We start from the raw sequence: 24996 nt of genomic DNA on the forward strand, positions 1-24996 counted from the left end.
CGATAGCGAGAAGGATACACCTGTAACCATGCCGAACACAGAAGTTAAGCTTCTTAGCGCCGATTGTAGTGAGGGGTTGCCCCTTGTGAGAGTAGGACGTCGCCACGCAAAGGTAAAAAGATGAACTAGAAATAGTTCATCTTTTTTTATTTTTATTAAGTTAAAGAACGGATTCAATTGCAGTAGTCATTTTCAATGGAGAAGTTTGTGGTGCAAATCGTTCAATTACTATTCCATTTCGATCAATCAAAAATTTAGTGAAATTCCATTTTATGGCTTTAGTGACCGTACCAGGAGCTTCATTTTTAAGATAAGTAAAAAGAGGATCTGTATTTTCTCCATTTACATCAATCAATTGATGCATAGGGAAGGTAACGCCATAAGTGGCTTTACAAACTTCTGCTGCTTCAGTCGCTGAAGCTAGTTCTTGTTTAAATTGATTCGAAGGAAAGCCTAATATAACCAAACCTTGTGACTGATAAGTTTGATAAAGTTTTTCTAATTGCTCGAATTGCGGTGCTAGGCCGCATTTTGTTGCAGTATTGACGATGATTATTGGTTTGCCGGCATATTTTTCCAATGAATAAACTGTGCCGTCTTCTAAAGCAACTTCAAAATTATAGATAGACATAAAATTTTCTCCTTTCTATTATATGATAAAAAGAGTGCTAAACTGAAAACTAGCTATTTGTTTTCTCGTTTAGTACTCTTTTCAGACAATAAATAGTTAATAAAACGACTACGAAGATAAGATAGCTTTATTGCTTCTCACCTTTACGTTCTTTTAGAAACTATGCTTCTACTTCAGACCATTCATCGCGTTTTGCTAAAAATTCACGAGCTAAGGCTTGTGCACCTTCTAATGTATGGCTAGCAGCCCAGCCGCATTGTGTTTCATTGCTTGCTGGTACTTCAGTAGCTTCAAGGACATCTTTCATTGTTGCTTCCAGAACATCTAAAATATCTTCGTAACTTTCATGATTCAATACAGTCAAGTAAAATCCTGTTTGGCATCCCATTGGTGACCAGTCTACGATATAATCTGCATGATTACGGATTAGTTCAGCAGTCAAGTGTTCCAATGAATGCAGACTTGGCATATCCATGTGTTCTTTATTTGGTTGTTTAAAGCGGACGTCGTATTTAATGATGACATCGCCATGTGCACCTGTTTTTCGATCGGCTACACGTACATAAGGTGCTTTGACTTTCGTATGGTCAAGATTAAAACTTTCGACATTCATTCTCATTTATAAGACTCCTATCTATTTGTTCATTTGTTTTGATGTTTTCCACTAAAGAATTATTTAGTGAAATTTACAAAAACGTCTTTCTACTTGATTCTAACACTTATCGTTTCCAAGGTGTAGCAATCTGAAATATTTTTTAGATTTTTCTGCTAAACCGTTTATGCGGACTTTCTAGTTCTTGATTGTGTCAAATGCCTGAGCTAAATCGTTTATGAGATCCTGACCATACTCAATTCCTACAGAAAGACGGATCAAGCCGTCCTTTATGCCAGCCTCTTCACGTTTTTCTTTTGGAATAGACGCATGAGTCATGACAGAGGGAATTTCTACTAAACTTTCTACGCCACCTAAACTTTCTGCTAAAGTAAATAGTTGGAGAGATTCAACAAAAGGAATAGCAGTTGCTTCATTTTTTAAAGTAAAAGAAACCATTCCGCTAAAGCCACTCATTTGTTGCTTAGCAATTCCATAAAGTTCATGATCGGGTAATCCTGGATAGTAGACCTTTTCTACTGCTGGATGAGAGAAAAGAAAATCAGCTACTGCAAAAGCATTTTTTTGATGTTCCTCCATACGAACACTTAGAGTCTTGATTCCACGCTGAAGTAACCAGCTATCTTGAGGACCAAGAACGGCACCGATAGCATTTTGATAAAATCCGATCTGCTCAGCCAGCTCTTTATGTCTAGTAGTCACTAGACCAGCTACTACATCGCTGTGTCCGCCTAGATATTTGGTGCCGCTGTGGACAACGATATCAGAACCAAGATCTAATGGTCTTTGAAAATAAGGAGTAGCAAATGTGTTGTCAGCAATAACTATCAATCCATGTCGATGAGCCAGAGTGGCACTTTTTTCTAAATCAGTAATCTTTAGAAGTGGATTGCTAGGTGTTTCAAGATAAAGTGCTTTTGTATTGGGTTGGATGGATTGTTCTATTTTATCAAGATTGCTCGTATCTATGATCGTGTACTCGAGACCATTTTTAGTAAGAACCTTGTCAAATAGACGGAATGTTCCTCCATAGACATCATCTCCTAATAAGATATGATCGCCAGCTTCAAAAAGAGAAAAAACGGCATGAATCCCAGAAAGACCAGAAGAAAAAGCGAATCCTCGAACACCCCCTTCCAAATCAGCAATCAGTTCTTCCAATGCAAAACGAGTAGGATTACCAGATCTTGAATATTCATATTGTTTAGGATGACCGACTCCATCTTGCCGATAAGTGGATGTTTGATAAATAGGTACACTGACAGCTCCTGTTGTGGAATCTTCACTGATGCCTCCGTGGATCAATTTTGTTTGAATGTGCATGTTTCTTTCCTCCTATAAGTAAATGTTTTTTGATAAATAGCGGTCTGCTGCGTCTGGAAAAATCGTAACGACACGATGACCAGGTGGTAAACGACGAATTTCTCTTAATGCTGCTGCAAAAGCCGCACCACTCGAACTTCCAACTAATAGTCCTTGTTCTCGTGCTAATTGCCTAGTATAGTTAAACCCTTCTATATCAGAGATTGTCTCGATCTGATCGATTGAAAGGGGAGAAAGAAACGGCGGAATGAATTCTACACCGATACCCTCAATTTCATGAGGGGCTGGATCTCCGCCATTTAACACAGAGCCCTCTGGTTCTACACCGATTATTCGAATGTCGGGATATTTTTCTTTCAAAAAGGTAGTAGTTCCAGCAAAGGTTCCACCGCTACCGATCCCCGCCACAAAACTATGGATATCTTCTTTGATTTCATGAAAGATTTCCGGCCCTAACGTATGATAGTAAGCAGCGGGGTTATCTTTATTTTCAAATTGAAGAGGCAGATAGCTGTTCGATATCTCTTCTGCAAGTTTTTTACTTTTGCTGATGGCACCGACGATTCCTTTCTCACTAGGAGAATGGATGATCTTTGCTCCCAATGCTTTCATCAATTGTTGTTTTTCTAAGCTGAACTTCTCTGGAACAACAAAAATCGTTCTTAACTGATGCGTGAGTGCGGCCAGAGCAATCCCAATCCCTGTGTTTCCGGCAGTCGGCTCGATGATCGTCGTTTTTTCATTGATTTTTCCTTGGGCAAGTCCTTCTTTGATTAAATAACTGCCCAATCGATCTTTGATACTTCCTCCTGGATTTAAATATTCCAGTTTTGCATAAATAGCAGAACCTTTAGGCATAGAATAGTGCTGATTGTCAAAGCGATAAAGCGGTGTAGAACCAATAGCTTCTGTAATTGTCGAGATAATCATATGGACCTCCTAAAAAAGATAATAAAAAAAGGAGCTGACTATTAAATCAGCTCCTTGAAAGACATAGAGAAAAATTGAGTAGACAAAAAGATAAGTTATCTGGTACTCATTCTATGAAGGGCAATTAATAGACATGACAAATAGTATGCTGCTTTTACGCACCATACAACAGCAACGATTCAATTGTTTTTGGTTGCTGACTGTCATGTGTATCCCTCCAAGTAAAATTTTTATTAACGATAGCATAAAAAAAAATAAAAGTCAAAGGCTTGAAAGGAAAAAATTTTCGATAGTATCGTTTACCCGTGTTTATTTTTTTTTGACAAATAGTCATGAAACCTTAAAAGATAGAGAATACTCTAGTTTTCTGACCGGTTGTCTGATACAATAAAGTTGATTATGATAAAGAAAAGAAGGAGCAAAAATAATGATCTCAGCAAGTGATTTAAGAGCCGGTATGACATTCGTTCAAGACGGTAAATTGATTAAAGTTCTGGATGCAAGCCACCATAAACCTGGTAAAGGAAATACAGTTATGCGTATGAAACTGAAAGATATCCGTTCAGGCGCAACATACGACACAACATTCAGACCAGAAGAAAAATTTGAAAAAGCACATATCGACACAAAACCTGTGCAATATTTGTACACGATGGACGATACAGCTTTCTTCATGGATTTGGAAACATATGAACAATATGAAATTCCTGTAGAAACAGTAGAAGAAGAAATGAAATATATTCTAGAAAACATGGAAGTAAAAATCCAATTCTTCGGTAGCGAAGTTATCGGTGTTCAATTACCAACAACTGTCGTGTTGCGTGTCGTGGAAACACAACCTTCAATCAAAGGTGCAACAGTTACTGGTTCAGGTAAACCAGCGACAATGGAAACTGGCTTAGTGGTCAATGTTCCTGACTTCATCGAAACAGATGAATTATTGGAAATCAATACAGCAGAAGGTTCTTATGTAAAACGTGCGTCAAAATAATGAGCTGACGAATTGATAAGAAGTTGAATAACATAGCTTGTCCTCTTGAAAAGTGGATCATCCGATCTGCCTTTCAAGAGGTTTTTTGTAGAATCAGCCGATTGAAAAATAAAAAAGTATTTGTTTTATTTACACTTTGAAATACAATTTAATTGAAAGATGTGATCTGTCGAATATTTTGAAAGAGAGGAATCTTTATGGGATTCATCCTATTACTGTTTTTTTATCTTTTGATTTTTTTGTTGTGGGAAATAATTGTAACGCTTGCATTTCCAGAAGTGGCTTTGTACATAATTGTTGTTTTGTTTTCGATGTTCCTTCCGAATGAAATAGGTGGGCGATATATTGAATTATTGGAATTTTTTCAGCCTATCATCCATTATTTTCAACGATTTACAGAAGCGCATCTATCTGTAAAATTATTTATTCTTTTAAGCATTCCACTGAGTTACCTGCTGTTGTCTAGTCTATTACAATTTTATGGTATTTATCCATTGCAGATCATAGGATCATGTATGACGATAGTTACTGTTTTTTATTTATTAAATGTTATTTTTCAATTAGCTTTGATTTGGAATATTTTGCTGACAGTTCCGGTCTCTCTCGTAGCAATTGGTATCCGTTTAGTTGTTTATCATTCTTTGAATAAGTATTTTCGTAAGTGTACGTATTTATTCACTTTTTTACTCAAAGAAAAAAATGAAAAGAAAGATACTTCTGAGCATACGCAACAATCATCTGATCAAAATAGGAACAACGAAAAAACTTCTTTAGTAATCAACGAGCCTTTTGAACTGGAAGCTTATTTTAGGCTGATCTTAGGTGTAGATGAACAGGCAACAAAAGAAGAGATCAAACATGCCTATCGACAAAAAGTCATGAAGTATCATCCAGATAAATCCGTAGAAGAAAATGCGAAAGAAAAGTACGAAGAGATTATCGAAGCCTATAAATATTTGAAATAGTTTCAAATTGCCATGTTTCCTTTTATTTTCCTACTGCTTGTATAACCAAGACAGCGTGTTCTTTCTCTTTATATTAAAATAATATTATAATTAAATTAGTTTAAAAAGAGAAAACGGAGGCTGAATAATGGAGAAGCATACGACGAAAGAGACACAGAAAGAAAATAGCAACGTAAAAAAACAATTGAACTTTGCGGATAATCATGAATTTATGTTAGCTAGCCAGAATTGTGTCGCTCCCTTTAACCATTTAGAGATTATTCAAGACGGAAAAGTTATATGGAGCCAGAAAGCTTATGCATTTTTAGAAGAGGAATGTCCAAACTGTGCGAATCCAAGTCTTTGGGAAAATGCGCGATGTAACCATCAAACGGGTCTCTTTCGTGTCACTGAGCAAATCTTTCAGTTACGGGGATTTGATATGGCCAACCTCACACTGGTTCTTACTCCAAACAATAAATGGATTGTCTTTGATACATTGATGAGTATCGAATGTTCAAGAGCATCGATTGAGTTTGCGGATCGCTGGTTTAATGAAAACGGGTATCCAGAAGTGGAGGGGAATCTTGCAGGAATCATTATCAGTCATTCCCATGTCGATCATTTTGGTGGCATACGCGGTTTGTTTAAAGACTTCAACGTAGATCCTTCTGTTCCGATTTATGTACCTGAAGGATTTACGGAAGCTGCTATTTCTGAGAACCTTATGGTAGGGAAGGCCATGGGAAGAAGAGCAGTCTTTCAATATGGCTCTTCCTTAGAAAAAAGTCCATTTGGTTCCTTATCTGTTGGGATTGGACAAGGACAATCTACAGGCACGATCAGTTTTGAGCTTCCTACTTGTGAGATCACTGAAAATAAAATAATCGCTATCGATGGATTAGATCTGGATTTCCAATTGACCCCTGGCACAGAAGCCCCTGCCGAAATGAATACGTATATTCCAGCATATCAAGCGCTTTGGATGGCAGAAAACTGCACTTGTACGATGCATAATCTTTATACTCTGCGAGGGGCACAGATACGAGATGGAAAAAGCTGGTCAAGATACCTTATCGAGGCACAACGGCGCTATGGACCAAAAGCAAAAGTATTGTTCCATGCGCATACTTGGCCGCGGTACGCCACTGAGGAGGAACCAGATGCTATTAACAGGTATTTACTAGACCAAGCACGGTTATATAAAGGAATTCATGATGAATCACTTAAAGCTGTCAATGCCGGGTATACCATAAACGAATTAGCAGAACAAGTCGCTTTGCCAGAAGAGCTGACAAACCAGTGGTATCTAAGACCATATTACGGAACGATTGCTCATAATAGCAAGGCGGTTTATCAAAAGTATATCGGTTGGTATGATTCAAATCCGGTGAATTTAAATCCGCTTCCTCCTGAACAGGAAGCGAAACAAATGGTAAAGTACATGGGTGGAGCAGAGGCCATCTTAGAAAAAGCACATGAAGATTATGAAAAAGGAAATTATCAATGGGCGGCAAAAGTTACGAATTTGGTCATTTACGCAGATCCTGAAAATAAAGAAGCAAGAGCGCTTTGCCGACGATCGTTGACACAATTGGGGTATCAATCGGAATCTGGGGCTTGGCGAAATGAGTACTTGACTGGAGCACTGGAATTAAAGGAAGATGTGGACTTGTTTTCAATTGAATCGGCTGATTCGTCAGAGTTATCGGCACAGATGAATGGAGAAATGTTGCTGGATTATTTAAGCATCCATACTATTTCGACCAAAAAACAACAGACGGGCATGGTAAAGTTCACAGATGATTGGCAACTTTCAAATGGTCAAATCCATTCATTGACAACGACTTATTTCATCGATTACTGGCAAGGAATTTTGACTTATTATCCTATTTCTTCAGACAAAGAGGAGGTCACGCTCATTTATGAAGGAAAAAGATTAACATTCCTCCAGCAAATGCTTGATTCCTCGGGTGAACCACGAAACTGGTCCATGTTTTTTAAAGCAGATACAAACAACTATTTCAATATCATGGAACCGTGAAAATAGTTGAAATAACTCATAAATTTAAGATATCCGAACGATATGGAAGTAAAAAGGGTTTATCATCGCTAAACAGCGATAAACCTCTGCTGGTATGCAGGAATATTCTTCTGATAGTTCGGATATTTTATTTTTTGTACCCATTTTTATTTTTGTTTTAAAAAAATGTTTCAAAATATACTAGACAATTCAGAAAATTTTGTATAATATTATTCCAATAAAATTCAAATCTTTATCAAATGAAATTCCAATAAAAACGGAAAAAATGTGAAAAGAGGAATGAAAAAATGGCAGAATTGATAATTGGCGGAGTCACAGCAAGCACATTAGCAGAAAAGTATCAGACACCTCTGTATGTGTATGACGAAGAAAAGATGAGACAAACGATGCTGTCATTCAAGCGAGGCTTTGTATCGAAGCATTTTGATACAAAAGTGCTTTACGCCTCTAAAGCATTCCAAACGATTGAGATGCTACGTTTAGTCCATGAATATGGATTTGGGCTGGATGTTGTCAGCGGTGGGGAAATCTATACCGCTTTGCAAGCTGATTTTCCTAGAGATGCTATTTATTTCCATGGTAATAACAAGACCCCAGAAGAACTGATCTATGCACTTGAAAATGAGTTGTTGCATGTTGTTGCCGATAACTTGATGGAAGTCGAGTTATTAGAAGAATTAAGCCAACGCTATTCTAAAAAAGTCGATGTCATGCTTCGGTTGAATGTCGGTGTAGAAGCCCATACTCATGAATATATCGTCACTGCACATATTGATTCAAAATTCGGCATGAGCTATGAAAGTAAAGAGTGTCAGCAAGCTCTCCAATTGATAAAAGAAAGCAGTTATCTAGAGTTAGAAGGTTTTCATGCCCATATTGGGTCACAAATTTTTGATGTTACTGCTTGGCTAGCTGAAATCGACAAATTGACGAGTTACTTAACCGATTTTGAGCAACCACTTTCCTTGAATCTCGGGGGAGGATTCGGGATTCGTTATACACAAAATGATCAGCCAATCCCAATCGAAGAGGCACTAAAAAAGCTGATTGAATATACGGAAGAAGCTTTGGACAAACGAAAACTGACGATTCGTCAACTACTGATCGAACCAGGAAGAAGTATTGTTGGGGAAGCTGGTACAACACTATACACGATTGGCTTCATCAAAAAGACACCACATAAAAAATATTACTTTGTAGATGGCGGGATGACAGATAATATCCGCCCAGCTCTTTATCAGGCAGCATACGATTGTGATTTAGCAGAAAAACTGTCGGAAGAAAAAACAGAAAAAGTGACGATTGCAGGAAAAATGTGTGAATCAGGAGATGTGGTAATCAAAGAAACTTATTTGCCGAAAGCAAAATCAGGTGATCTTTTAGCTGTTTATTCCACGGGGGCTTACGGATACTCGATGAGCAGCAACTACAATCGAGCGACACGACCAGCAGTTGTTTTTGTCAATAATGGTCAATCGAGACTGGTTGTTCGCAGACAAGCATTTTCTGATCTACTAAGGGGGGAAGTTTCTTATGATCCTTCATAAATATAATGGCTGTGGAAATGATTTTATCTTATTAGATTACACAGAGGATACGGATTATAGTCAATTAGCCGCTTCTTTATGCGCAAAAGAAAAATATGACACAGACGGATTGATCGCCGTAAAAACCGATCCGTTGGAAATGATCTATTACAACAAAGATGGTAGCCGTGCCCCTATGTGCGGAAATGGTATTCGCTGTTTTGCTCGATATGTGAATGATCAAAATAGGATGGATGAACAGGAATTCAACGTAGAGACGTTAGCAGGCACAAGAAAAATTACGGTGTTGGATCCCTCACCTTTTTATTGCAGCGTAGATATGGGAGTGCCAGATGATTCTCCAGAAAAAATCAAAGCTGCACAATCTTATCCAATAAAAAACCAGGAAATAGAGATTGGTGGCGAAAAAGTAACGATCACTAGTTTATTTTTAGGGACGATCCATACCGTTGTTTTTGTTGAAAATGCGCGTGAGGAAATCTGGAAAAAAAGAGGCGAACTGATCTGTCATCATCCTTTATTCAAAGAAAAAACCAATGTCAACTTTGTAGAAGTAGTCAATGAACAAGAATTGACCGTCCGTACCTATGAAAGAGGAGTAGGGTGGACACTTGCTTGCGGTACAGGTTGCTGTGCCTCTTATGCGGTTGCGAAGGAAACTGGGAAGATTTCAGCAGATCAGGTAGTCGTTCACTTGGAACAAGGAGACTTGATGATCTCTGGTGAGGATACGATACAAATGGCTGGTCCAGCAGTTCATGAATGGACAAGAATATTGGAGGAATGAAGATGATAAAAGGTTCGATCGTGGCGCTAATCACGCCGATGAATGAAGAGGGATCAGTAGATTATGCTGGTTTGGAAAAATTGATCCAATTCCATTTAGATGAACAAACAGACGGATTATTAGTTTTGGGTACAACAGGAGAATCTTCTACACTCACACAATCTGAGGAGGAGAAGATCCTTCAACTGACAGTAAAGAAAGTGGCTAGCCGTGTGCCGGTGATTGCAGGAGCTGGAACGAATAATACGAAAGAAACGATTGAAAAAGCGAAGCATTTTGCTTCTTTGGGCGCAGATGCACTTTTGGTCATCACTCCTTACTACAACAAAACAAGTGATGCAGGATTAGCTGCTCATTTCACAGCAATTGCAGAAGCTTCACCAATTCCGCTTATTTTATATAATGTCCCTTCTAGAACAGGCATGTCGATTCCAATCCATGTACTAGTAGATTTAGCAGAACATCCTAATATCATTGGTTTGAAAGAAGCCTCAGGAGATATGGCTTATGTGATGGATGCCGCTCGATTGATTAGCGAAAAATTCAGCCTTTACAGCGGAAATGATGATTTGATCCTGCCAGTAATGAGTGTAGGAGGGAGCGGTGTAATCAGTGTATGGGCAAATATCCAGCCTACAATAGTCCATGAGTTAGTAAAAGATACGATGGAGGGAAGATGGCAGCAAGCAAAAGAAAAACAATTAAATGCACTTGAGCTGATCCATGCCTTGTTCAGTGAGACCAATCCTATTCCTGTCAAAGCAGCTATGTCATTATTAAATTTACCTTCAGGACCTCTACGCCTGCCTTTAGTGTCCCTTTCGGAAGAGAAAAAGAAACAATTAGCTCAGCTTTTGCTAAGAGAAAGGACGGTTGAAAAATGAAAATCGGACTGATTGGCAGTGGACAGATGGGGAATAGAGTCGAAGAAGTTGCACAAGAAAGAGGAGATACGGTCCTTCTTTTACGGACGGCACCTAAAGAAGCAACTACGCTTGCTTTTACGGAACTGCCAGAACTGCTTATTGATTTTTCTCATCCAGATAATTTAGAGATGATCCTTTCGTATAGCTTGTCTTATCAACTTCCGTTAGTCATTGGCACGACAGGTTATACACAATCACAGCTCCAAGAAATGGAAGAACATGCCAAGCAGGTACCCGTGATGTATAGTGCTAATTTTTCGTTAGGCATCATGGTGATGAACCAACTGATCAAGCAAGCAGCTGCAATGTTGCAAGGCTGGCAGATCGAACTGATTGAAAAACATCATAGTCGTAAAAAAGATGCACCATCTGGTACCGCGAATATGCTGCTTCAAACAATCCAAGAAGTACAAAAGCTTCAGCCTGTATACAACTGGCAAGGACAAAAAAGAGAAGAAAATCAAATTGGTGTACACAGTATTCGTGCAGGTTCTTTACCTGGTGAACATGAGGTAATGTTTGCAGCTCCCGATGAAGTATTTACGGTCAAACATGAATCTTTTTCTAATCGAATCTTTGCTGCAGGTGCAGTAGAAGCAGCGGACTGGTTGAAAAATCAGCCACCAGGTTATTACAAATTAGAAGATTTATTAATGGATAAAGGGGTGTAAGAAACGTGGAAGCTCAAGAAATCATCCGCTACATCCAAACGGCATCTAAAAAGACGCCTGTGAAAGTCTATCTGAATGTAACCGAGCCAATCAAATTTAAAGACAGCAAAGTTTTTGGTGAAGGAAACAGCTTCGTTGTTTTTGGTGACTATGAGTCGATTGCTCCGGTTTTAGAAGCTGAAGCGGAAAAAATCATTGAAATCGAAATCGAAACTGCTGCAAGATACAGTGCAGTTCCTTTGCTGGATATCAAAAAAATCAATGCCCGTATCGAACCAGGTGCTATTATCAGAGATCAAGTGTCCATCGGCAACAATGCCGTGATCATGATGGGAGCGATTATCAATATCGGTGCAGTAATCGGTGAAAACACGATGATTGATATGGGTGCTGTCTTAGGTGGACGAGCGACAGTGGGCAAAAACTGCCATATTGGTGCAGGAGCTGTCTTAGCAGGTGTAATCGAACCCGCATCGGCTAAACCGGTTATCGTAGAAGATGGCGTGCTGGTAGGTGCGAATGCAGTGATTGTTGAAGGTGTCCATATCGGAAAAGATGCAGTCGTGGCAGCAGGAGCAGTGGTTTTAGAAGATGTGGCAGCAGGCACTGTTGTCGGTGGAATACCTGCACGTGTCTTGAAAATAAGTGATGATCAGACAAAAGAAAATACAGCATTGATTGCTGCGTTACGCGAATTATAGAGGAGATGGAGAAAAATGCGCGAAATAGATACCTGTATTGTGGGGGCAACCGGATTAGTCGGACAAACGATGCTCAAAGTGTTAGAAGAATATGATTTTCCAGTAGGACGATTGAAATTATTAGCGTCAAAACGTTCAGCTGGCAAAGTTTGTGTATTCAAGGGGAAGAAACACACTGTACAGGAATTGACAGAAACTTCATTTGAAGGATATGATTTAGCGCTATTTTCTGCAGGTGCTTCTGTATCCAAAGAGTTTGCGCCAATCGCAAGAAGTCAAGGATTATTTGTTATAGATAATTCCTCGGCATGGCGAGAAGATTCGGATATTCCATTGATCGTTCCAGAGGTCAATCTTGAAGACTATACATTGAATCGGCTGATTGCGAATCCAAATTGTTCAACCATTCAAGCGGTACTACCGCTTAAAGCTTTACAAGAAGCCTTTGGAATCCAACGAGTCAATTATTCGACCTATCAAGCAGTTTCTGGTTCTGGACAGAAAGGTATCCAAGATCTTTACCGCACGCAAAATGACGAGGAACCAGCTTTGTATCCTTATAATATTAGTCAAACAGTGATTCCAGAAATCGATCAGCCTTTGGAAAACGGCTATACCAAAGAAGAACAGAAAATGATAAATGAGACCCGTAAGATTCTGCATCAGCCTGATTTGCCAGTATCAGCAACCTGTGTACGTGTGCCAATCGAGAATGGACACGGAGTCTCGGTGGCCGTTCAGTTGCAAAAAGAGTTTACGATTGAAGAAGTTAAAGAGTGTCTCAGTCAGTTTCCAGGAATCCAATTAGAAGATGATCTAGCAGCACATAAATATCCAACGAGCATTCTTGCTAGAGGAACAGATACGGTTTATGCTGGGAGGATCAGAAAAGACACCTCTTTAGAGAACGGACTGTTGTTCTATACAACTGCCGATAACATACGCAAAGGAGCCGCTGCGAATGCCGTACAGATTGCTGCAGCTTTAATGCAGAAAATAGCGGAGGTGGCAAGATGAGTAATACGCTGAAAATAGCAAAATTCGGCGGAACATCGATGTCTCATGAAGAACAATTCAAAAAAGTCCGTACAATTGTTCTTTCAGATCCCAATCGTCAAGTGATCGTTGTTTCTGCTTTAGGCAAACGTACATCAGATGATGACAAAGTAACAGACTTACTTTATTTGATTTATGCCTACCTTCAGCATCATGTTGATTGGACACCCCTTTGGGAAAGGATCTGTGAACGTTTCATTCAAGTAAGAGACCTTCTTGACCTGCAGTTACCTATGGAAGAGGAACTGGCACGCATACAAAAACAACTGGAAGATGAAAAGATAACTGAAGATTATTTAGTAAGCAGAGGTGAATATCTGACTGCTCGACTGATGGCTGAGTATCTTGGTTACCAGTTCATTGATGCAAAGGACCTGCTGTTCTTTGACTATGATGGAAAAATCGATGAGGAAAAAACAGCACAGGAAATCACAAAAGCATTTAAAAGATATCCGAAAATGGTTGTTCCAGGATTTTACGGGGCAAACCCTGCAGGCAAAGAAAAATTATTGGGACGTGGGGGAAGCGACATTACTGGCGCGTTACTGGCGAAGATGCTACAAGCGGCGAGTTATGAGAATTGGACAGATGTTTCAGGAATCATGATGGCTGATCCGCGAATCATCGATCATCCTAAAATCATCGAGGAAATCTCTTTTAGAGAACTGAGAGAGATGGCTTATATGGGGGCTAATGTTCTTCATGAAGCAGCTGTTTTCCCAGTTCAAGAGGCGGATATCCCCATCCAAATAAAAAATACCAATGATCCTTTCGCTCAAGGAACAAAAATATCGAATCACGAAGTGGAAAAGGAAAATGGACTGACAGGAATAGCTGGACGCAAGGATTTTCTTTCGATCACTTTATTCAAACGTCATATGTCCGATGAAATCGGGTTTATCTGGAAAGCAATGAGCATTTTTGCTAAACATGAGATATCAATCGAACATATTCCTTCAGGGATCGACAATATCGGAGTGATCGTCTCAGCAGAAGCGATTGCCGATAAATTATTTCTCATCACAAAAGAATTAAAAGAAACACTTGGCGTGGAAGAAATCGTCGTGATCGAAGACTTAGCTTTGATCTCTGTCGTTGGCGGACCGCATAAAGAATTGATCGGTTTATCTGGAAAAGTGTTATCGATATTGAATAAATTAGAAATTCGCACATCGATCTTATCACAAGGAGCACAGGAGTTGAATCTAATCATCGGTGTACCGAATGATCAGTATGAAACCGTAGTGAAGGGTATCTATGAAGGGATGGTGAATACGGATGCTGAAAGAATATCGAATGGCACTCCATCAAATTCCTGAAATCGGATTTCATGAATTCAAAACAAAAAAATATTTATATGAACAAGTAAAAAATAGTGGAGCCGTTATCCATGAAATCGGCGAAACAGGACTGCTTCTTTATTTTGATAATCAACAAGAAGAAACGATTGCTTTTCGAACAGATATCGATGCACTGCCAGTCAAAGAAGAAACAAATCTCTCTTTTGCTTCTAAGCATGAAGGGTACATGCATGCATGTGGTCATGACGGACATATGGCGATGCTTTTAGGGTTGACCGACTTTATAACTGAACACATCGAGGAGCTTATTTATAATGTAGTACTGATCTATCAGCCATCAGAAGAAATTTCCGGCGGCGCACAAAGTGTTATTCAGTCAGGATTGTTAGATAAATATGAAGTACAAGCAATATTTGGCTTTCATCTATGGCCTGGACTAGCGAAAGGAGAAGTTTTTTCTCGACCAGGACCTTTGATGGCACAAAGCAGTGAAACAGACATCATCATCAAGGGCCAGTCCGCGCATATTGCTTCTAGTGAAAAAGGAATCGATAGTCTGGAGGCAGCTGTACGATTTTTGAAGAATGTTTATGATTTTGATCGGCAATTACCGGCAGAGTGGAATCATCTAATGAAATTTGGTCAAATCCAAGGTGGAACGATCCGGAATGTTTTAGCTGGAGAAGTTATTGTATCCGGAAGTATCCGTTCTTACAGTTCAGATATGCAAAATTATTTGAAGAGGGGATTAGCTCATTTAGCAGAACAGTTTCACTCTGCAGCTACTATTTCTTTCCGCTATAATGACGGCTATCCAGCTGTAATCAATCATAGAGGCTTATACGCAGCATTGTCGGATTCAAACAAACTACATGAATTAGAGGATCCAGTTCTTCAAGCCGAAGATTTTGGCATATATACGCAACAATATCCATGTGTATTTTTCTTTTTAGGTGTCGGTGATACCCCTGCTTTACATGATCCGACGTTCGATTTTGATATGGATGTTTTAGAAAATGGTGTAGAATGGTACAAAACGATTCTTTTTACAGAAAATCTTCTTGAAGAAATCGACAGCAGTTCAAAAGAGGAGCGAGTAAATAATGATGAATTTATCCAATCAATTTAATCCTAGGCTTTCTAGAATAGAAGTATCTAAAATACGGCAATTCGATCAGCAAATATCGTCGATACCAGATGTGATCAAGCTCACCTTGGGAGAACCGGATTTTCCGACTCCCGAACATGTCAAACAAGCCGGAATAGCAGCGATTGAAGAAGACTTTTCTCACTATACCGGAATGAGAGGACTGGAGGAACTGCGGGAAGCTGCTTGTATGTTTCAGCAGCAGCGTTATGGATTAACTTATGATCCGCAAACGGAAGTTTTGACGACGGTTGGTGCAACGGAAGCGATTGCCTCTGCATTGTTATCTGTTTTAGAAGAAGGAGACAAGGTTCTTATTCCAGCGCCTGCTTATTCAGGATATCAGCCATTAGTGGAACTAGCTGGTGCTGAATTGATCCCGATAGATACTTCTGACACAGGGTTTGTCTGTCAGCCGGAACAATTTGAACGAGCATTTGAACAATATGGATCAGCTATCAAAGCAGTCATTTTAAATTATCCTAACAATCCAACTGGGACGACATTGTCTGCAAGCCAGTTGGAGGCAATCGCTGAAGTTTTAAAAAAATATCCGGTATTTGTTATAAGTGATGAAGTATATGCTGAATTGACTTACACTGGAACGCATATGTCCATAGCTTCTTATCTTCCGGAACAAACAATCGTGATAAGCGGGCTATCCAAGTCACATGCGATGACTGGTTGGCGAGTGGGGTTTATTTTTGCTCAAAAAGCCCTTATTGACGAACTAATTAAAGTCCATCAATATCTGGTGACTGCGGCTACAACGATGTCGCAAAAAGCTGCGGCTGAAGCGCTAATAAATGGAGTAAAAGATAGCGAGAACATGAAAGAGCAATATCAAACACGAAGAGACTATCTGGTCCAGCAATTGGCGCCTTTAGGATTTGAAGTGACTCAGCCAAACGGTGCATTTTATTTATTTTGCAAACTCCCAGTTGTCATTCAAACCGACTCTTGGCAGTTTTGTGTAGACTTAGCGGAACAGGCAAAAGTTGCGTGTATCCCTGGCATTGCATTTGGCCCAGAAGGAGAAGGCTATATACGAATTTCTTATGCTAGCAGTATGGAAAACTTACATGAAGCGTGCAAACGGATCAAAGACTTTTTAACAGAACAGTGATTCATGAATTTTCTCAAAAAACAATCGGCATCTTTGCGGTATATTCTGCAAATTGCCGATTGTTTTTTAAATTTGGTTCAAATGAACGCGTTTCTTTTGATTCATAACTGATGTAATGTTAAGTTTAAATTGTTTAGAATGATTTTAAAAGAATATTCAAGGAGGTTTCATCAATGGAAAAAATCAAAGTTGTCATTGTAGGTGCATCTCATGGAGGGCATCAATCGATCTTGGAACTATTGACACGATACGGTGAAAATGTAGATATCACGCTATTTGAAGCAGGAGACTATGTTTCCTTCATGTCATGCGGTATGGAGCTGTATCTAGAAGACAAGGTAACAGATGTAAATGATGTACGTAATTTCAGACCAGAAAACTTTCCGCAATCCAATGTTCATATTTTAAATAATCACGAAGTAAAAACGATCGATGCAGATAAAAAAACAGTAACGGTTACTAGCGCATCAGATAACGAAACAAAAGAATATCCTTATGATAAATTGATCTTGAGTTCTGGTGTCAAACCAAACAATTTGCCAGTACCAGGGGCAGATTTAGAAAATGTCTACTTGATGCGTGGATACAATTGGGCAACCAAACTCAAAGAAAAATTAAATGATCCGGCTATTAAAAAAATCGCTGTCGTAGGTGCTGGTTACATTGGGATCGAAGCAGCAGAAGCAAGCCGAAAAGCTGGGAAAGAAGTCGTCTTGCTTGATGTGATCGACAGACCCTTAGGCACATATTTAGATGCTGAGATGACAGACATTTTAGAACAACACCTAAATGAAAACGGTATTGAAGTTTTGACAAACGTCAAAATCGAAGCCTTTACCGGAAACGGAAAAGTGGAAGCAATCAAAACAAGTGAAAAAGAAATCCCAGCAGATCTAGTCATCCAAGCTGCTGGTGTGAAGGCAAATACTGAATGGTTAAAAGGGATCGTCGACTTAGATGAACGTGGCTGGATCCAAACGAATGAATACTTGCAAACAAATCTTCCAGATGTGTATGCAGTAGGAGATGCTACACTTGCTTATTCTATCCCAGCACGCAAAAAAATGCCGATTGCTTTAGCGACTGTTGCACGTAGAGAAGCACGTTATGTAGTAAAACATCTTTTTGAAGAAGTACCAAATAAACCGTTCGGCGGAGTCGTAGGTTCCTCCGCATTAAGTGTCTTCGACTACCATTTTGCAGCAAGCGGATTGAATAGCTTCACTGCAGCAAAAGCAGGAGTAGATGTACGAGTGTCTTATTATGAAGATACGTTACGACCAAAATATGTACCAGAAGAACAAGGAAATCCAAAAGTGTCCATCCAATTATTCTCAGATCCAATGACCCATCAATTGCTAGGAGGAGCAGTATTATCTACCTATGATGTTACAGGTCAAGGAAATGTGTTGGCACTAGCGATCCAAAATAAACTGACTTTAGAAGAACTGGCAGAAGCCGACTTCTTCTTCCAACCAGGTTTTGACCGACAATGGAGCATGTTGAATCTAGCCGCTCAACAAGCACTAGGAGAAGAACCATTTGTAGAATAAGGAAACGAAATATTTGAAAAGAGGTTGTGACAGAAGTGGTCAGCTTCAAGAAATAAGTAGGAATTTACGAAAATTGTTTCTCAAATTTTTGTGAAATTTCGGCTTATTTTTCGAAGAAGCTACTTCTGGAACACCCTTTGTTCGGAATAAGGAACTGTGACACGACTCGTGTCACAGTCCTTTTTTTAGTGAAAGGATGCATTTCTTCCTTGTATATTCCATGCGTGTTTGAGAGAAAGCATATATAATTTAATTAACAGATAGTTAGGGGGAGAAAGAATGGTTTTTTCAATCACAATGAAACTGGTATTCGGATTGATCGGCTTGTTATTAGTGGTGCGTTTGCTTGGGAAGAAATCCATGTCGGAAATCACACCATTTGATTTAGTCTATACGCTTGTTTTAGGGGGGATCTTAGAAGAATCAACCTATGATGACAATGTCCATGTAGGCCATGTCCTATTTGCCATTGCGCTTTGGGCAGTAATGATTTATGGTATCGAACGTATCGTCCAAAAAAATGAAAAAGTCAATCGCTGGGTTAAAGGCGAGCCCTCTGTTTTAATCAAAGACGGCGTCATCAACATGACAGAGTTGGCAAATAACCATATCGAGATGGAGCAATTGCGAGCAATCTTAAGACAGCAGGAATGCTTTTCTCTTGAAAATGCCAAACATGTTATCCTAGAGAATGCCGGTCAAATGAGTGTATTGAAAAAATCAGATGATGACAAAGCTTTGTCGATCCTGCTAGTGGATGAAGGACAAATCCAGCATAAAGTACTTCAATCCAATCAACTAGATGAATCGTGGCTTCTGGAGAATTTAAAGAAAGAAGGCTATGCAGACGTAAAACAGCTGATTTATGTCGAATGGTCAGAAGAAAAAGGGTTCTACGTACTAAACAAAGAAGACGTGATGCATGAATCTTACCGGATAGATGGATAGAGAGAGGTTGTGAAATCAGCTCTTTGACTTGATACTCAAAACTAAGCGACTTTTTCGCAATCTCCACTAAACGATGTTCAATCAGCTAATAATAAGATCAAAACGCTGATTGAACAGCCTCTCATGTCACAAACCATTTTTTTGTTTCTTTTAACTCAATATGCCGTACGTCTTCCCAAACTATCGGCTGATGGTCGATCATAAAATAATCTTCATAGGCTTCACCAATGAAATGACCTTCAACCTCATCTAAGAGTCTTCCAAATTCATCTGTTAAATTGAGCTGGATGATTACTGCTTTACGAGATAAAAAAGCTTCTGTCAGTATACTATCGATTTCTTGTAATGTCATTTGTTGTTTAGGGATAGGTTGTTTGCGTGCTTCTTCTTCATTTTTTTTGATACCGTTGACTAGTTCTTCCATCGCAAAAGCGGTTCCCCATTTTAATCCAAATGGACGATCTCGATACTCGTTATAGTCAATGAATTTTTTTGCTGTCCGTCTCATCTTTTCCACCTTCTAATCCACTCATCCCACCTGCATGCCCACCAACGAGAGAGCTACGTGCGATGGCGCGTCCTCCTTGCAAGAGACTATGCGCATGGATGATTGATTTAAAGCCGTATTTTTTTCTGATCGTATCGACTACAAAATCAACTTTCGCTTCATTTATCTGCTTCTCAGGATCTTCAAAAAGGTTAAGCTGTAAACCTGTCGCGTATACGAGGTTGGAACAGTTCACACCTATACGCCGAATATCCTGACAGCGGTAATGCTGGTGGAAAATGGTCAATAAAGCCTCTGCTAGATCTCTGCTAGCATTTGTCGCTTCGATTTTTATTTGCTGGTGAAAACCGGTCTTACCATTTGGATCAAGATAACCTAAGGAGTATCCTACCCATAAGCTGACTACTTGTGCTTTTGCTGCAGATCGTCTCAAGCGGGTGCCGACTTGATCGGCCATTTCTTTGATAACAATCTCGATTTCTTCTTGCCTCGTATAATCTCTATCTAGAATTTGACTATTTCCGATACTTTTTGATTTCGGTATATATTCTTGCCCTAAAAAACTTCGATCGATTCCCCAAGCATGGGCATAAAGCTGAGTACCGATGATCCCTAACGTGCTTTTCAAGTGATAATAATCCGCGTGAGCTAAATCATAAACCGAATGTATACCCATTTGTTTCAGTCGTTTTGCTGTTCGTTTGCCGATTCCCCAAAAGTCAGTGATATCTGAGATTGTCCATAACTTTTCTGGGACATCTTCATAACGCCATTCAGCAATCATTTGTTTTCCGTCTTTTGAGCCATTATCTAAGGCTAGTTTAGCAAGTAGTGGGTTATCGCCGATTCCTATAGTCGTGTAGATTCCGGTCTGTTCAAATACATCTTTATGGATCAGTTTAGCCATGTCGTACGCATTCGTTTTACCAAAGAGTGCCATGCTATTTGTTACATCAAGGAAGCTTTCATCAACGGAATAGACATGATGGTTCGCTTCATCTGCATATTTTTTATAGATAGTATTGATTTCTCTGTTTTTTTCCATATAATAGGCCATCCTTGGAGCAACAATATATAAATCACTTGGATAGGGGAAGGGTAAATCTCTGGCACGACTGATATTGGTGATGCCGTACGCTTTTTTTGCTGCAGGACTGGAAGCCAAGATTAATCCGCTACCCCGTGTTTCTGTCGAATCAGACGGATAGGACATTACTACTAATTTAGTTGTAAGGGGATCAAGATCCTTTTCCACGCACTCTACGGAGGCGTAAAAAGATTTGCAGTCAATACATAAAATATCTCGTGAAGGTTCTTTTTCATAAACAAATACTGGATTTTGATTCGCCCACATAACAATCACCTCTTCTACATAATTAGAACACACGTTCCCTTTTTGTGTCAATAAAAAACAGCAATTTTCAAATGTGAGCCTTTTGCTCATGTTTGAAAATTGCTGAGAGGTTATTTGTATTTGTTTATTTAGCTGTGTTCATTGATTTTTCTATCAAACATGAACGGCTTCTGGATCAATCTTTGTTGTCCCATTTCCAATGTGTGCAACATAAAATTCTGGAGCATAGCCGACAACTTTCATATATTCATCATAGACATTGTTTTTGAAGGCAGGTATATTTTCTTCTTTGACAAGAGCAATCGCACAGCCGCCAAATCCAGCTCCTGTCATTCGTGCACCTAAGACACCTTCTTGTTTTTGAGCAGCGTCCACTAGTGTATCTAACTCGATCCCAGTCACTTCATAATCATAGCGAAGAGAGTGGTGAGAATCATTTAGCAGTTGTCCAAATGCTTCCAAGTTTCCAGCTTCTAATTCAGCTTTTGCTTTCAAAGTACGTTGATTTTCATAAACAGCATGACGAGCTCTGCGTATCAATGTATCATCACCGATTTGGTCAATAGTTGATTCAAATTCTTCTTCATCTAAGTCTCCTAAAGAAGAGATAGGCAAAGTTTTTTGCAGACGTGCCAAGGCTTCTTCGCATTCGCTGCGGCGTTCATTGTATTTTGAATCTGCCAATTCCCGACGTTTATTCGTATTCATGATGACGATTGCATAACCATCTAGTTTCACTGGGACCATTTCATATTTCAGCGTATTTGTATCTAACAAAATCGCATGATCTAGCTCACCGAAGCCGATGGCAAACTGATCCATGATACCTGAATTGACACCGATGAATTCATTTTCTACTTTTTTACCCGTTTGGACTAGTTCCAAACGATCTGTTTTTAAATCAAACAGATCTTCTAATACAACACCTACCAATAATTCTAATGAAGCGCTACTGGAAAGTCCTGCACCGTTAGGGATTGTTCCTTCCACCAACAACTCAAATCCATGATCAATTGGGTGTCCAGCTTCTTTTAATTTAAGGACCATTCCTTTTACGTAATTTGCCCAATTTGCTTTTTTATCATATTCTAGCTCGTCTAAAGTAAAACTGATGACACCGATATCATCAAAGTTTGTGGAATAAACTAATATTTTATTATCGTCTCTAGGTGCGGCGACACCTTGCGTTCCATAGGTGATAGAAGCAGGGAAGACATGACCGCCATTGTAATCTGTGTGCTCACCAATCAAATTGATGCGACCTGGCGAGAAGTATTGTGTCGTTTTTTTAGGGCCGAATGTTTCGGCAAATTTTGTGTTTAAGCTTCTTTTGATTTCCATGATGAGTTATTCCTCTCTTGTTTTGATTTTGAATTCTGTCACTGTTTCAAATGTTGATCCGGCTTTTAAATGAATCGAACCAAATGCTGAGAAGCGCTCTGCCCCTGGAGCTGTTTGAGTCTCAAATGTGATGCCGCCGTGATGTGCCAGTTTTCGACCACGCATTTCTGGTGTTTCTGGACCGAAATTTGCAGTGAAAATAACCATACTAGAAGCATCTGTAGCGATATCTACTTGGATTTTTTTATCCGGACTAGTCAAGCGAGCGGCTTCTTTATCCAAGCCAGATTCTTTTAAGAAAAATGGATGATCGATTCCGTCAACGAGTTCTTTTTGATCCAAATCACTAGCAAAAACGGACGCTAGTTTTTTAGGCGTTTGAAAATCGAAAGCATTTCCTGCAGTATTTTCTTTTACTCCTATAGGAATACTGTCTGCTCGTAAAGGAGCGTAAGCTTCACTATTGAGCCAAAGCTCATGTTGATCGATCGCTTGAGAAGCATCTCCCGTCAAGTTGAAGTAGACATGATTTGTCGGATTGAATAAAGTATCTTGATCGCTGATGCCGCGAGTGGTCACCCGCCAGATATTATCTTGTGTCAAAGTATAACGGACTTCCACATCCAATGTACCTGGAAAACCATGTTCTCCGTCGGGACTTGTAGTAGTAAAAATGACAGAAGCTTCATTTTCGCCATTCAAAATGACATAAGACCATTTTTTTAATTCAAATCCAGGAGAACCACCATGCAGATTATGCCCAGTTTTTGGATCTATAGCTAGTTGGTAAGTTTTTTCATTGAGAGAAAAGCGGCCATTTTCGATCCTCCCTGCGGTGCGACCGATAGATGCGCCGATATACGGGTCTTTTTCGATATATTCTTCAGCGGTGTCAAATCCCAAAACTAATTCTTGATCATTTGTTTTTAAACGAACGATCCTAGCACCTAAATCAGAGACAGAAAGTACTAGCTTGTTTTTATTCTCCAAGGTTATCAAATGATAACCTTGGCCGAAATCTTTTTCTGTAATCTTCATTTTCAAGATCCTTTCTTAATGTGAAGGAACTACTGCATCGTGAAGTTCATCTTCCATTGTATCAGCTGGAGCCAATTTGTTTTCTAATTCCTCAACGATTTGTGCATGTTTTTTCTCTGTCAATGTAATCTTCCAAGCAAAAATAATAGCGGAGAAAATCATCAAAGCAGCAGGAGCATAGAATGCATAAGCTTTGAAAGTCGTTACGCCATGAGCAGTGATATCAGCAGCAGTAGCATTACCAGTCATCCCAGAAGCGATAGCGACAAACCCTACGATCCCGTTAGACAAAGCACCAGCGATTTTATCTAGTAAAGGACGAATAGAGAGAGTAACGGCTTCATTACGGATACCATTTTTCCATTGGCCATATTCAACAGAGTCTGTGATTGTCATCAAAGCGGATAAGAAAATCAATTGTTGAGGGAAGTAGAACAATACTAACCCGATGATAACGATTGGCAAACTTGAACCTGCGATCGTAAAGAAAAAGTAGGAAGAAATCATCATTGCAATCCCGCCAAGGTAAACATAGCGACGAGAGATGACGCGTGTAAGCATTGGGAATAATGGGACAGCTATTAAACCAAGTAAGGCAGCAACTAGACCAACAATCCAAAATTCAGTTGGTTGGCCAAGTACATATTTGAAGAAGTAGAACAATACGGCAGTCGTTGCTACATTAGCAATCGCATAAGCGATATAAGCAAGGGCAAGCCACATCAATTGATCGTTTTGAGCAACTGCTTTGAACACATCTTTGATTCCGGCTTTTTCATTTTGTTGACGGATCGCAGTATCGACTTCTTTTGTTCCCAAGGCAGTGATAATCGCAGTACCGCCTGAAATAACAGCGGCAATCACACCGAACCAGAACCAACCTGAAGCGCCTTCAATATGTTTATGAGTAACAAGATAGGTAAAGAAAGTAACGATAGGGACAACGACTAGTGTAGTACCATTTGCACCTAGAGAAGAGCCGAAACGAGCAAACGTAGCAAATTTTTCACGTTCCTTTGTTTCCGTGCTCAAAGCAGGAATCATTGACCAAAAAGCGATATCCTTGAATGAATAAAAACTATCCAACAAGATGAAAACGATTGCAAATAATATGATAAATAAAGTCGTATTATGAGTAGCTAAGCCAAAGAAATTGGTAAAGATTGCTACCAAGAGTACAGAACTAACAATACCACCGATAACTAACCATGGTTTGAATTTGCCATATTTTGTACGGGTATTATCAATAACGCCACCAATTAAAGGATCAAAAATAATTTCAACTAAGCGAATACCTACAACTAAGCTTGTAACTGTAGCAATCATTTTTGCATTCGTTGCCTTATCTGTTCCTGCAAACATCTGGCTTGTCACGAATACCATAAAATAAGTGCTTAATGTAACATAGAATGTGTCGTGTCCAAAAGCGCCTAAAGCGTAGGACATACGTTGGATCATTTTGCTTTTCATAATCTGTATTCCTCTCCTGTTCAATATATAATACTAAGTAAACCGG

At 39.3% G+C, this 24996-nt stretch carries 23 protein-coding genes and 1 rRNA gene; 15 read left to right on the plus strand and 9 right to left on the minus strand.

The window, feature by feature from the left end; genetic code table 11:
* A 5S ribosomal RNA gene (gene rrf / locus KFO35_RS04415) occupies window positions 1-108 on the plus strand; the annotation flags it as partial.
* A 52-nt stretch (window positions 109-160) separates the two neighbouring features.
* On the opposite strand, the gene KFO35_RS04420 is transcribed toward rrf, so the two are convergent.
* The 4 genes from KFO35_RS04420 to KFO35_RS04435 form a co-directional block, all read right to left on the minus strand.
* Window positions 161-631 carry a glutathione peroxidase gene (locus tag KFO35_RS04420; RefSeq protein WP_002314490.1) on the minus strand — a complete coding sequence of 157 codons (471 nt, stop codon included), beginning with the start codon at window positions 629-631 and terminating at the stop codon, window positions 161-163.
* 160 nt (window positions 632-791) lie between these two features.
* Window positions 792-1250, minus strand: coding sequence for an S-ribosylhomocysteine lyase (locus tag KFO35_RS04425; protein WP_002289439.1), 459 nt, complete (start codon window positions 1248-1250; stop codon window positions 792-794).
* A 171-nt stretch (window positions 1251-1421) separates the two neighbouring features.
* Window positions 1422-2567, minus strand: a complete 1146-nt coding sequence (locus KFO35_RS04430; protein WP_002292688.1) for a cystathionine gamma-synthase — start codon at window positions 2565-2567, stop codon at window positions 1422-1424.
* A 12-nt stretch (window positions 2568-2579) separates the two neighbouring features.
* The gene (locus tag KFO35_RS04435; RefSeq protein ID WP_002314491.1) at window positions 2580-3497 is read right to left on the minus strand and encodes a PLP-dependent cysteine synthase family protein; all 918 of its coding nucleotides are present in this window, start codon (window positions 3495-3497) and stop codon (window positions 2580-2582) included.
* A gap of 427 nt (window positions 3498-3924) precedes the next feature.
* Here KFO35_RS04435 and efp point away from each other — a divergent pair, with 427 nt between their 5' ends.
* The 14 genes from efp to KFO35_RS04505 all read left to right on the plus strand — a co-directional run bounded on the left by efp (window position 3925) and on the right by KFO35_RS04505 (window position 19239).
* Entirely contained in the window at window positions 3925-4488 is a 564-nt protein-coding gene (gene efp, locus KFO35_RS04440; protein WP_156272205.1) for an elongation factor P, read from the plus strand.
* A gap of 197 nt (window positions 4489-4685) precedes the next feature.
* Window positions 4686-5453, plus strand: a complete 768-nt coding sequence (locus tag KFO35_RS04445) for a J domain-containing protein (protein WP_070704762.1) — start codon at window positions 4686-4688, stop codon at window positions 5451-5453.
* Window positions 5454-5580: 127 nt separating this feature from the next.
* Complete coding sequence (locus KFO35_RS04450) at window positions 5581-7476, plus strand: alkyl/aryl-sulfatase (protein WP_002314494.1); 1896 nt, start codon at window positions 5581-5583, stop codon at window positions 7474-7476.
* Window positions 7477-7763: 287 nt separating this feature from the next.
* A complete protein-coding gene (gene lysA / locus KFO35_RS04455) occupies window positions 7764-9023 on the plus strand; it encodes a diaminopimelate decarboxylase (RefSeq protein WP_070704759.1) in 1260 nt (419 codons plus the stop codon).
* Window positions 9010-9810 carry a diaminopimelate epimerase gene (gene dapF / locus KFO35_RS04460; RefSeq protein WP_002314497.1) on the plus strand — a complete coding sequence of 267 codons (801 nt, stop codon included), beginning with the start codon at window positions 9010-9012 and terminating at the stop codon, window positions 9808-9810. Before lysA ends, dapF begins: the two co-directional genes overlap by 14 nt.
* Before the next feature lie 2 nt (window positions 9811-9812).
* Window positions 9813-10694 carry a 4-hydroxy-tetrahydrodipicolinate synthase gene (gene dapA / locus KFO35_RS04465; RefSeq protein WP_002314498.1) on the plus strand — a complete coding sequence of 294 codons (882 nt, stop codon included), beginning with the start codon at window positions 9813-9815 and terminating at the stop codon, window positions 10692-10694.
* On the plus strand, window positions 10691-11407 hold the full coding sequence (gene dapB / locus KFO35_RS04470) for a 4-hydroxy-tetrahydrodipicolinate reductase (RefSeq protein WP_070704756.1): 717 nt from the start codon (window positions 10691-10693) through the stop codon (window positions 11405-11407). Before dapA ends, dapB begins: the two co-directional genes overlap by 4 nt.
* Before the next feature lie 5 nt (window positions 11408-11412).
* The gene (gene dapD / locus KFO35_RS04475) at window positions 11413-12108 is read left to right on the plus strand and encodes a 2,3,4,5-tetrahydropyridine-2,6-dicarboxylate N-acetyltransferase (protein ID WP_002314500.1); all 696 of its coding nucleotides are present in this window, start codon (window positions 11413-11415) and stop codon (window positions 12106-12108) included.
* A gap of 15 nt (window positions 12109-12123) precedes the next feature.
* Window positions 12124-13125 carry an aspartate-semialdehyde dehydrogenase gene (locus KFO35_RS04480; protein ID WP_002314501.1) on the plus strand — a complete coding sequence of 334 codons (1002 nt, stop codon included), beginning with the start codon at window positions 12124-12126 and terminating at the stop codon, window positions 13123-13125.
* Window positions 13126-13133: 8 nt separating this feature from the next.
* On the plus strand, window positions 13134-14483 hold the full coding sequence (locus KFO35_RS04485; protein WP_002314502.1) for an aspartate kinase: 1350 nt from the start codon (window positions 13134-13136) through the stop codon (window positions 14481-14483).
* Window positions 14443-15594, plus strand: coding sequence for a M20 family metallopeptidase (locus tag KFO35_RS04490; protein WP_002291404.1), 1152 nt, complete (start codon window positions 14443-14445; stop codon window positions 15592-15594). Before KFO35_RS04485 ends, KFO35_RS04490 begins: the two co-directional genes overlap by 41 nt.
* Window positions 15569-16738, plus strand: coding sequence for a pyridoxal phosphate-dependent aminotransferase (locus KFO35_RS04495; protein WP_002314503.1), 1170 nt, complete (start codon window positions 15569-15571; stop codon window positions 16736-16738). Before KFO35_RS04490 ends, KFO35_RS04495 begins: the two co-directional genes overlap by 26 nt.
* A 173-nt stretch (window positions 16739-16911) precedes the next feature.
* Window positions 16912-18291 carry an FAD-dependent oxidoreductase gene (locus KFO35_RS04500; RefSeq protein WP_002314504.1) on the plus strand — a complete coding sequence of 460 codons (1380 nt, stop codon included), beginning with the start codon at window positions 16912-16914 and terminating at the stop codon, window positions 18289-18291.
* Window positions 18292-18570: 279 nt separating this feature from the next.
* Window positions 18571-19239 carry a DUF421 domain-containing protein gene (locus tag KFO35_RS04505; RefSeq protein ID WP_002308119.1) on the plus strand — a complete coding sequence of 223 codons (669 nt, stop codon included), beginning with the start codon at window positions 18571-18573 and terminating at the stop codon, window positions 19237-19239.
* 121 nt (window positions 19240-19360) lie between these two features.
* Here KFO35_RS04505 and KFO35_RS04510 read toward each other — a convergent pair whose 3' ends face one another.
* The 5 genes from KFO35_RS04510 to KFO35_RS04530 all read right to left on the minus strand — a co-directional run bounded on the left by KFO35_RS04510 (window position 19361) and on the right by KFO35_RS04530 (window position 24950).
* Window positions 19361-19747 (minus strand): hypothetical protein, encoded by a 387-nt coding sequence (locus tag KFO35_RS04510; RefSeq protein ID WP_002314505.1) that lies wholly within the window; start codon window positions 19745-19747, stop codon window positions 19361-19363.
* Window positions 19719-21101 carry a Y-family DNA polymerase gene (locus KFO35_RS04515; protein WP_002291409.1) on the minus strand — a complete coding sequence of 461 codons (1383 nt, stop codon included), beginning with the start codon at window positions 21099-21101 and terminating at the stop codon, window positions 19719-19721. The genes KFO35_RS04510 and KFO35_RS04515 overlap by 29 nt, the downstream gene beginning before the upstream one ends.
* 153 nt (window positions 21102-21254) lie before the next feature.
* Entirely contained in the window at window positions 21255-22442 is a 1188-nt protein-coding gene (locus KFO35_RS04520) for a galactokinase (protein WP_002314506.1), read from the minus strand.
* 6 nt (window positions 22443-22448) lie between these two features.
* Window positions 22449-23480, minus strand: coding sequence for an aldose epimerase family protein (locus KFO35_RS04525; RefSeq protein WP_002314507.1), 1032 nt, complete (start codon window positions 23478-23480; stop codon window positions 22449-22451).
* 15 nt (window positions 23481-23495) lie between these two features.
* Entirely contained in the window at window positions 23496-24950 is a 1455-nt protein-coding gene (locus KFO35_RS04530) for a glycoside-pentoside-hexuronide (GPH):cation symporter (protein WP_002336053.1), read from the minus strand.
* Window positions 24951-24996 lie beyond the last annotated feature (46 nt).

The organism is Enterococcus lactis, from assembly GCF_015751045.1.
GTDB lineage: Bacteria > Bacillota > Bacilli > Lactobacillales > Enterococcaceae > Enterococcus_B > Enterococcus_B lactis.

Coding starts and splice junctions, on each gene's coding strand:
- KFO35_RS04420 (WP_002314490.1), bottom strand. CDS start 631: ATGTCTATCTATAATTTTGAAGTTGCTTTAGAAGACGGCACAGTTTAT.
- KFO35_RS04425 (WP_002289439.1), bottom strand. CDS start 1,250: ATGAGAATGAATGTCGAAAGTTTTAATCTTGACCATACGAAAGTCAAA.
- KFO35_RS04430 (WP_002292688.1), bottom strand. CDS start 2,567: ATGCACATTCAAACAAAATTGATCCACGGAGGCATCAGTGAAGATTCC.
- KFO35_RS04435 (WP_002314491.1), bottom strand. CDS start 3,497: ATGATTATCTCGACAATTACAGAAGCTATTGGTTCTACACCGCTTTAT.
- efp (WP_156272205.1), top strand. CDS start 3,925: ATGATCTCAGCAAGTGATTTAAGAGCCGGTATGACATTCGTTCAAGAC.
- KFO35_RS04445 (WP_070704762.1), top strand. CDS start 4,686: ATGGGATTCATCCTATTACTGTTTTTTTATCTTTTGATTTTTTTGTTG.
- KFO35_RS04450 (WP_002314494.1), top strand. CDS start 5,581: ATGGAGAAGCATACGACGAAAGAGACACAGAAAGAAAATAGCAACGTA.
- lysA (WP_070704759.1), top strand. CDS start 7,764: ATGGCAGAATTGATAATTGGCGGAGTCACAGCAAGCACATTAGCAGAA.
- dapF (WP_002314497.1), top strand. CDS start 9,010: ATGATCCTTCATAAATATAATGGCTGTGGAAATGATTTTATCTTATTA.
- dapA (WP_002314498.1), top strand. CDS start 9,813: ATGATAAAAGGTTCGATCGTGGCGCTAATCACGCCGATGAATGAAGAG.
- dapB (WP_070704756.1), top strand. CDS start 10,691: ATGAAAATCGGACTGATTGGCAGTGGACAGATGGGGAATAGAGTCGAA.
- KFO35_RS04480 (WP_002314501.1), top strand. CDS start 12,124: ATGCGCGAAATAGATACCTGTATTGTGGGGGCAACCGGATTAGTCGGA.
- KFO35_RS04490 (WP_002291404.1), top strand. CDS start 14,443: ATGCTGAAAGAATATCGAATGGCACTCCATCAAATTCCTGAAATCGGA.
- KFO35_RS04495 (WP_002314503.1), top strand. CDS start 15,569: ATGATGAATTTATCCAATCAATTTAATCCTAGGCTTTCTAGAATAGAA.
- KFO35_RS04500 (WP_002314504.1), top strand. CDS start 16,912: ATGGAAAAAATCAAAGTTGTCATTGTAGGTGCATCTCATGGAGGGCAT.
- KFO35_RS04505 (WP_002308119.1), top strand. CDS start 18,571: ATGGTTTTTTCAATCACAATGAAACTGGTATTCGGATTGATCGGCTTG.
- KFO35_RS04510 (WP_002314505.1), bottom strand. CDS start 19,747: ATGAGACGGACAGCAAAAAAATTCATTGACTATAACGAGTATCGAGAT.
- KFO35_RS04515 (WP_002291409.1), bottom strand. CDS start 21,101: ATGTGGGCGAATCAAAATCCAGTATTTGTTTATGAAAAAGAACCTTCA.
- KFO35_RS04520 (WP_002314506.1), bottom strand. CDS start 22,442: ATGGAAATCAAAAGAAGCTTAAACACAAAATTTGCCGAAACATTCGGC.
- KFO35_RS04525 (WP_002314507.1), bottom strand. CDS start 23,480: ATGAAGATTACAGAAAAAGATTTCGGCCAAGGTTATCATTTGATAACC.
- KFO35_RS04530 (WP_002336053.1), bottom strand. CDS start 24,950: ATGAAAAGCAAAATGATCCAACGTATGTCCTACGCTTTAGGCGCTTTT.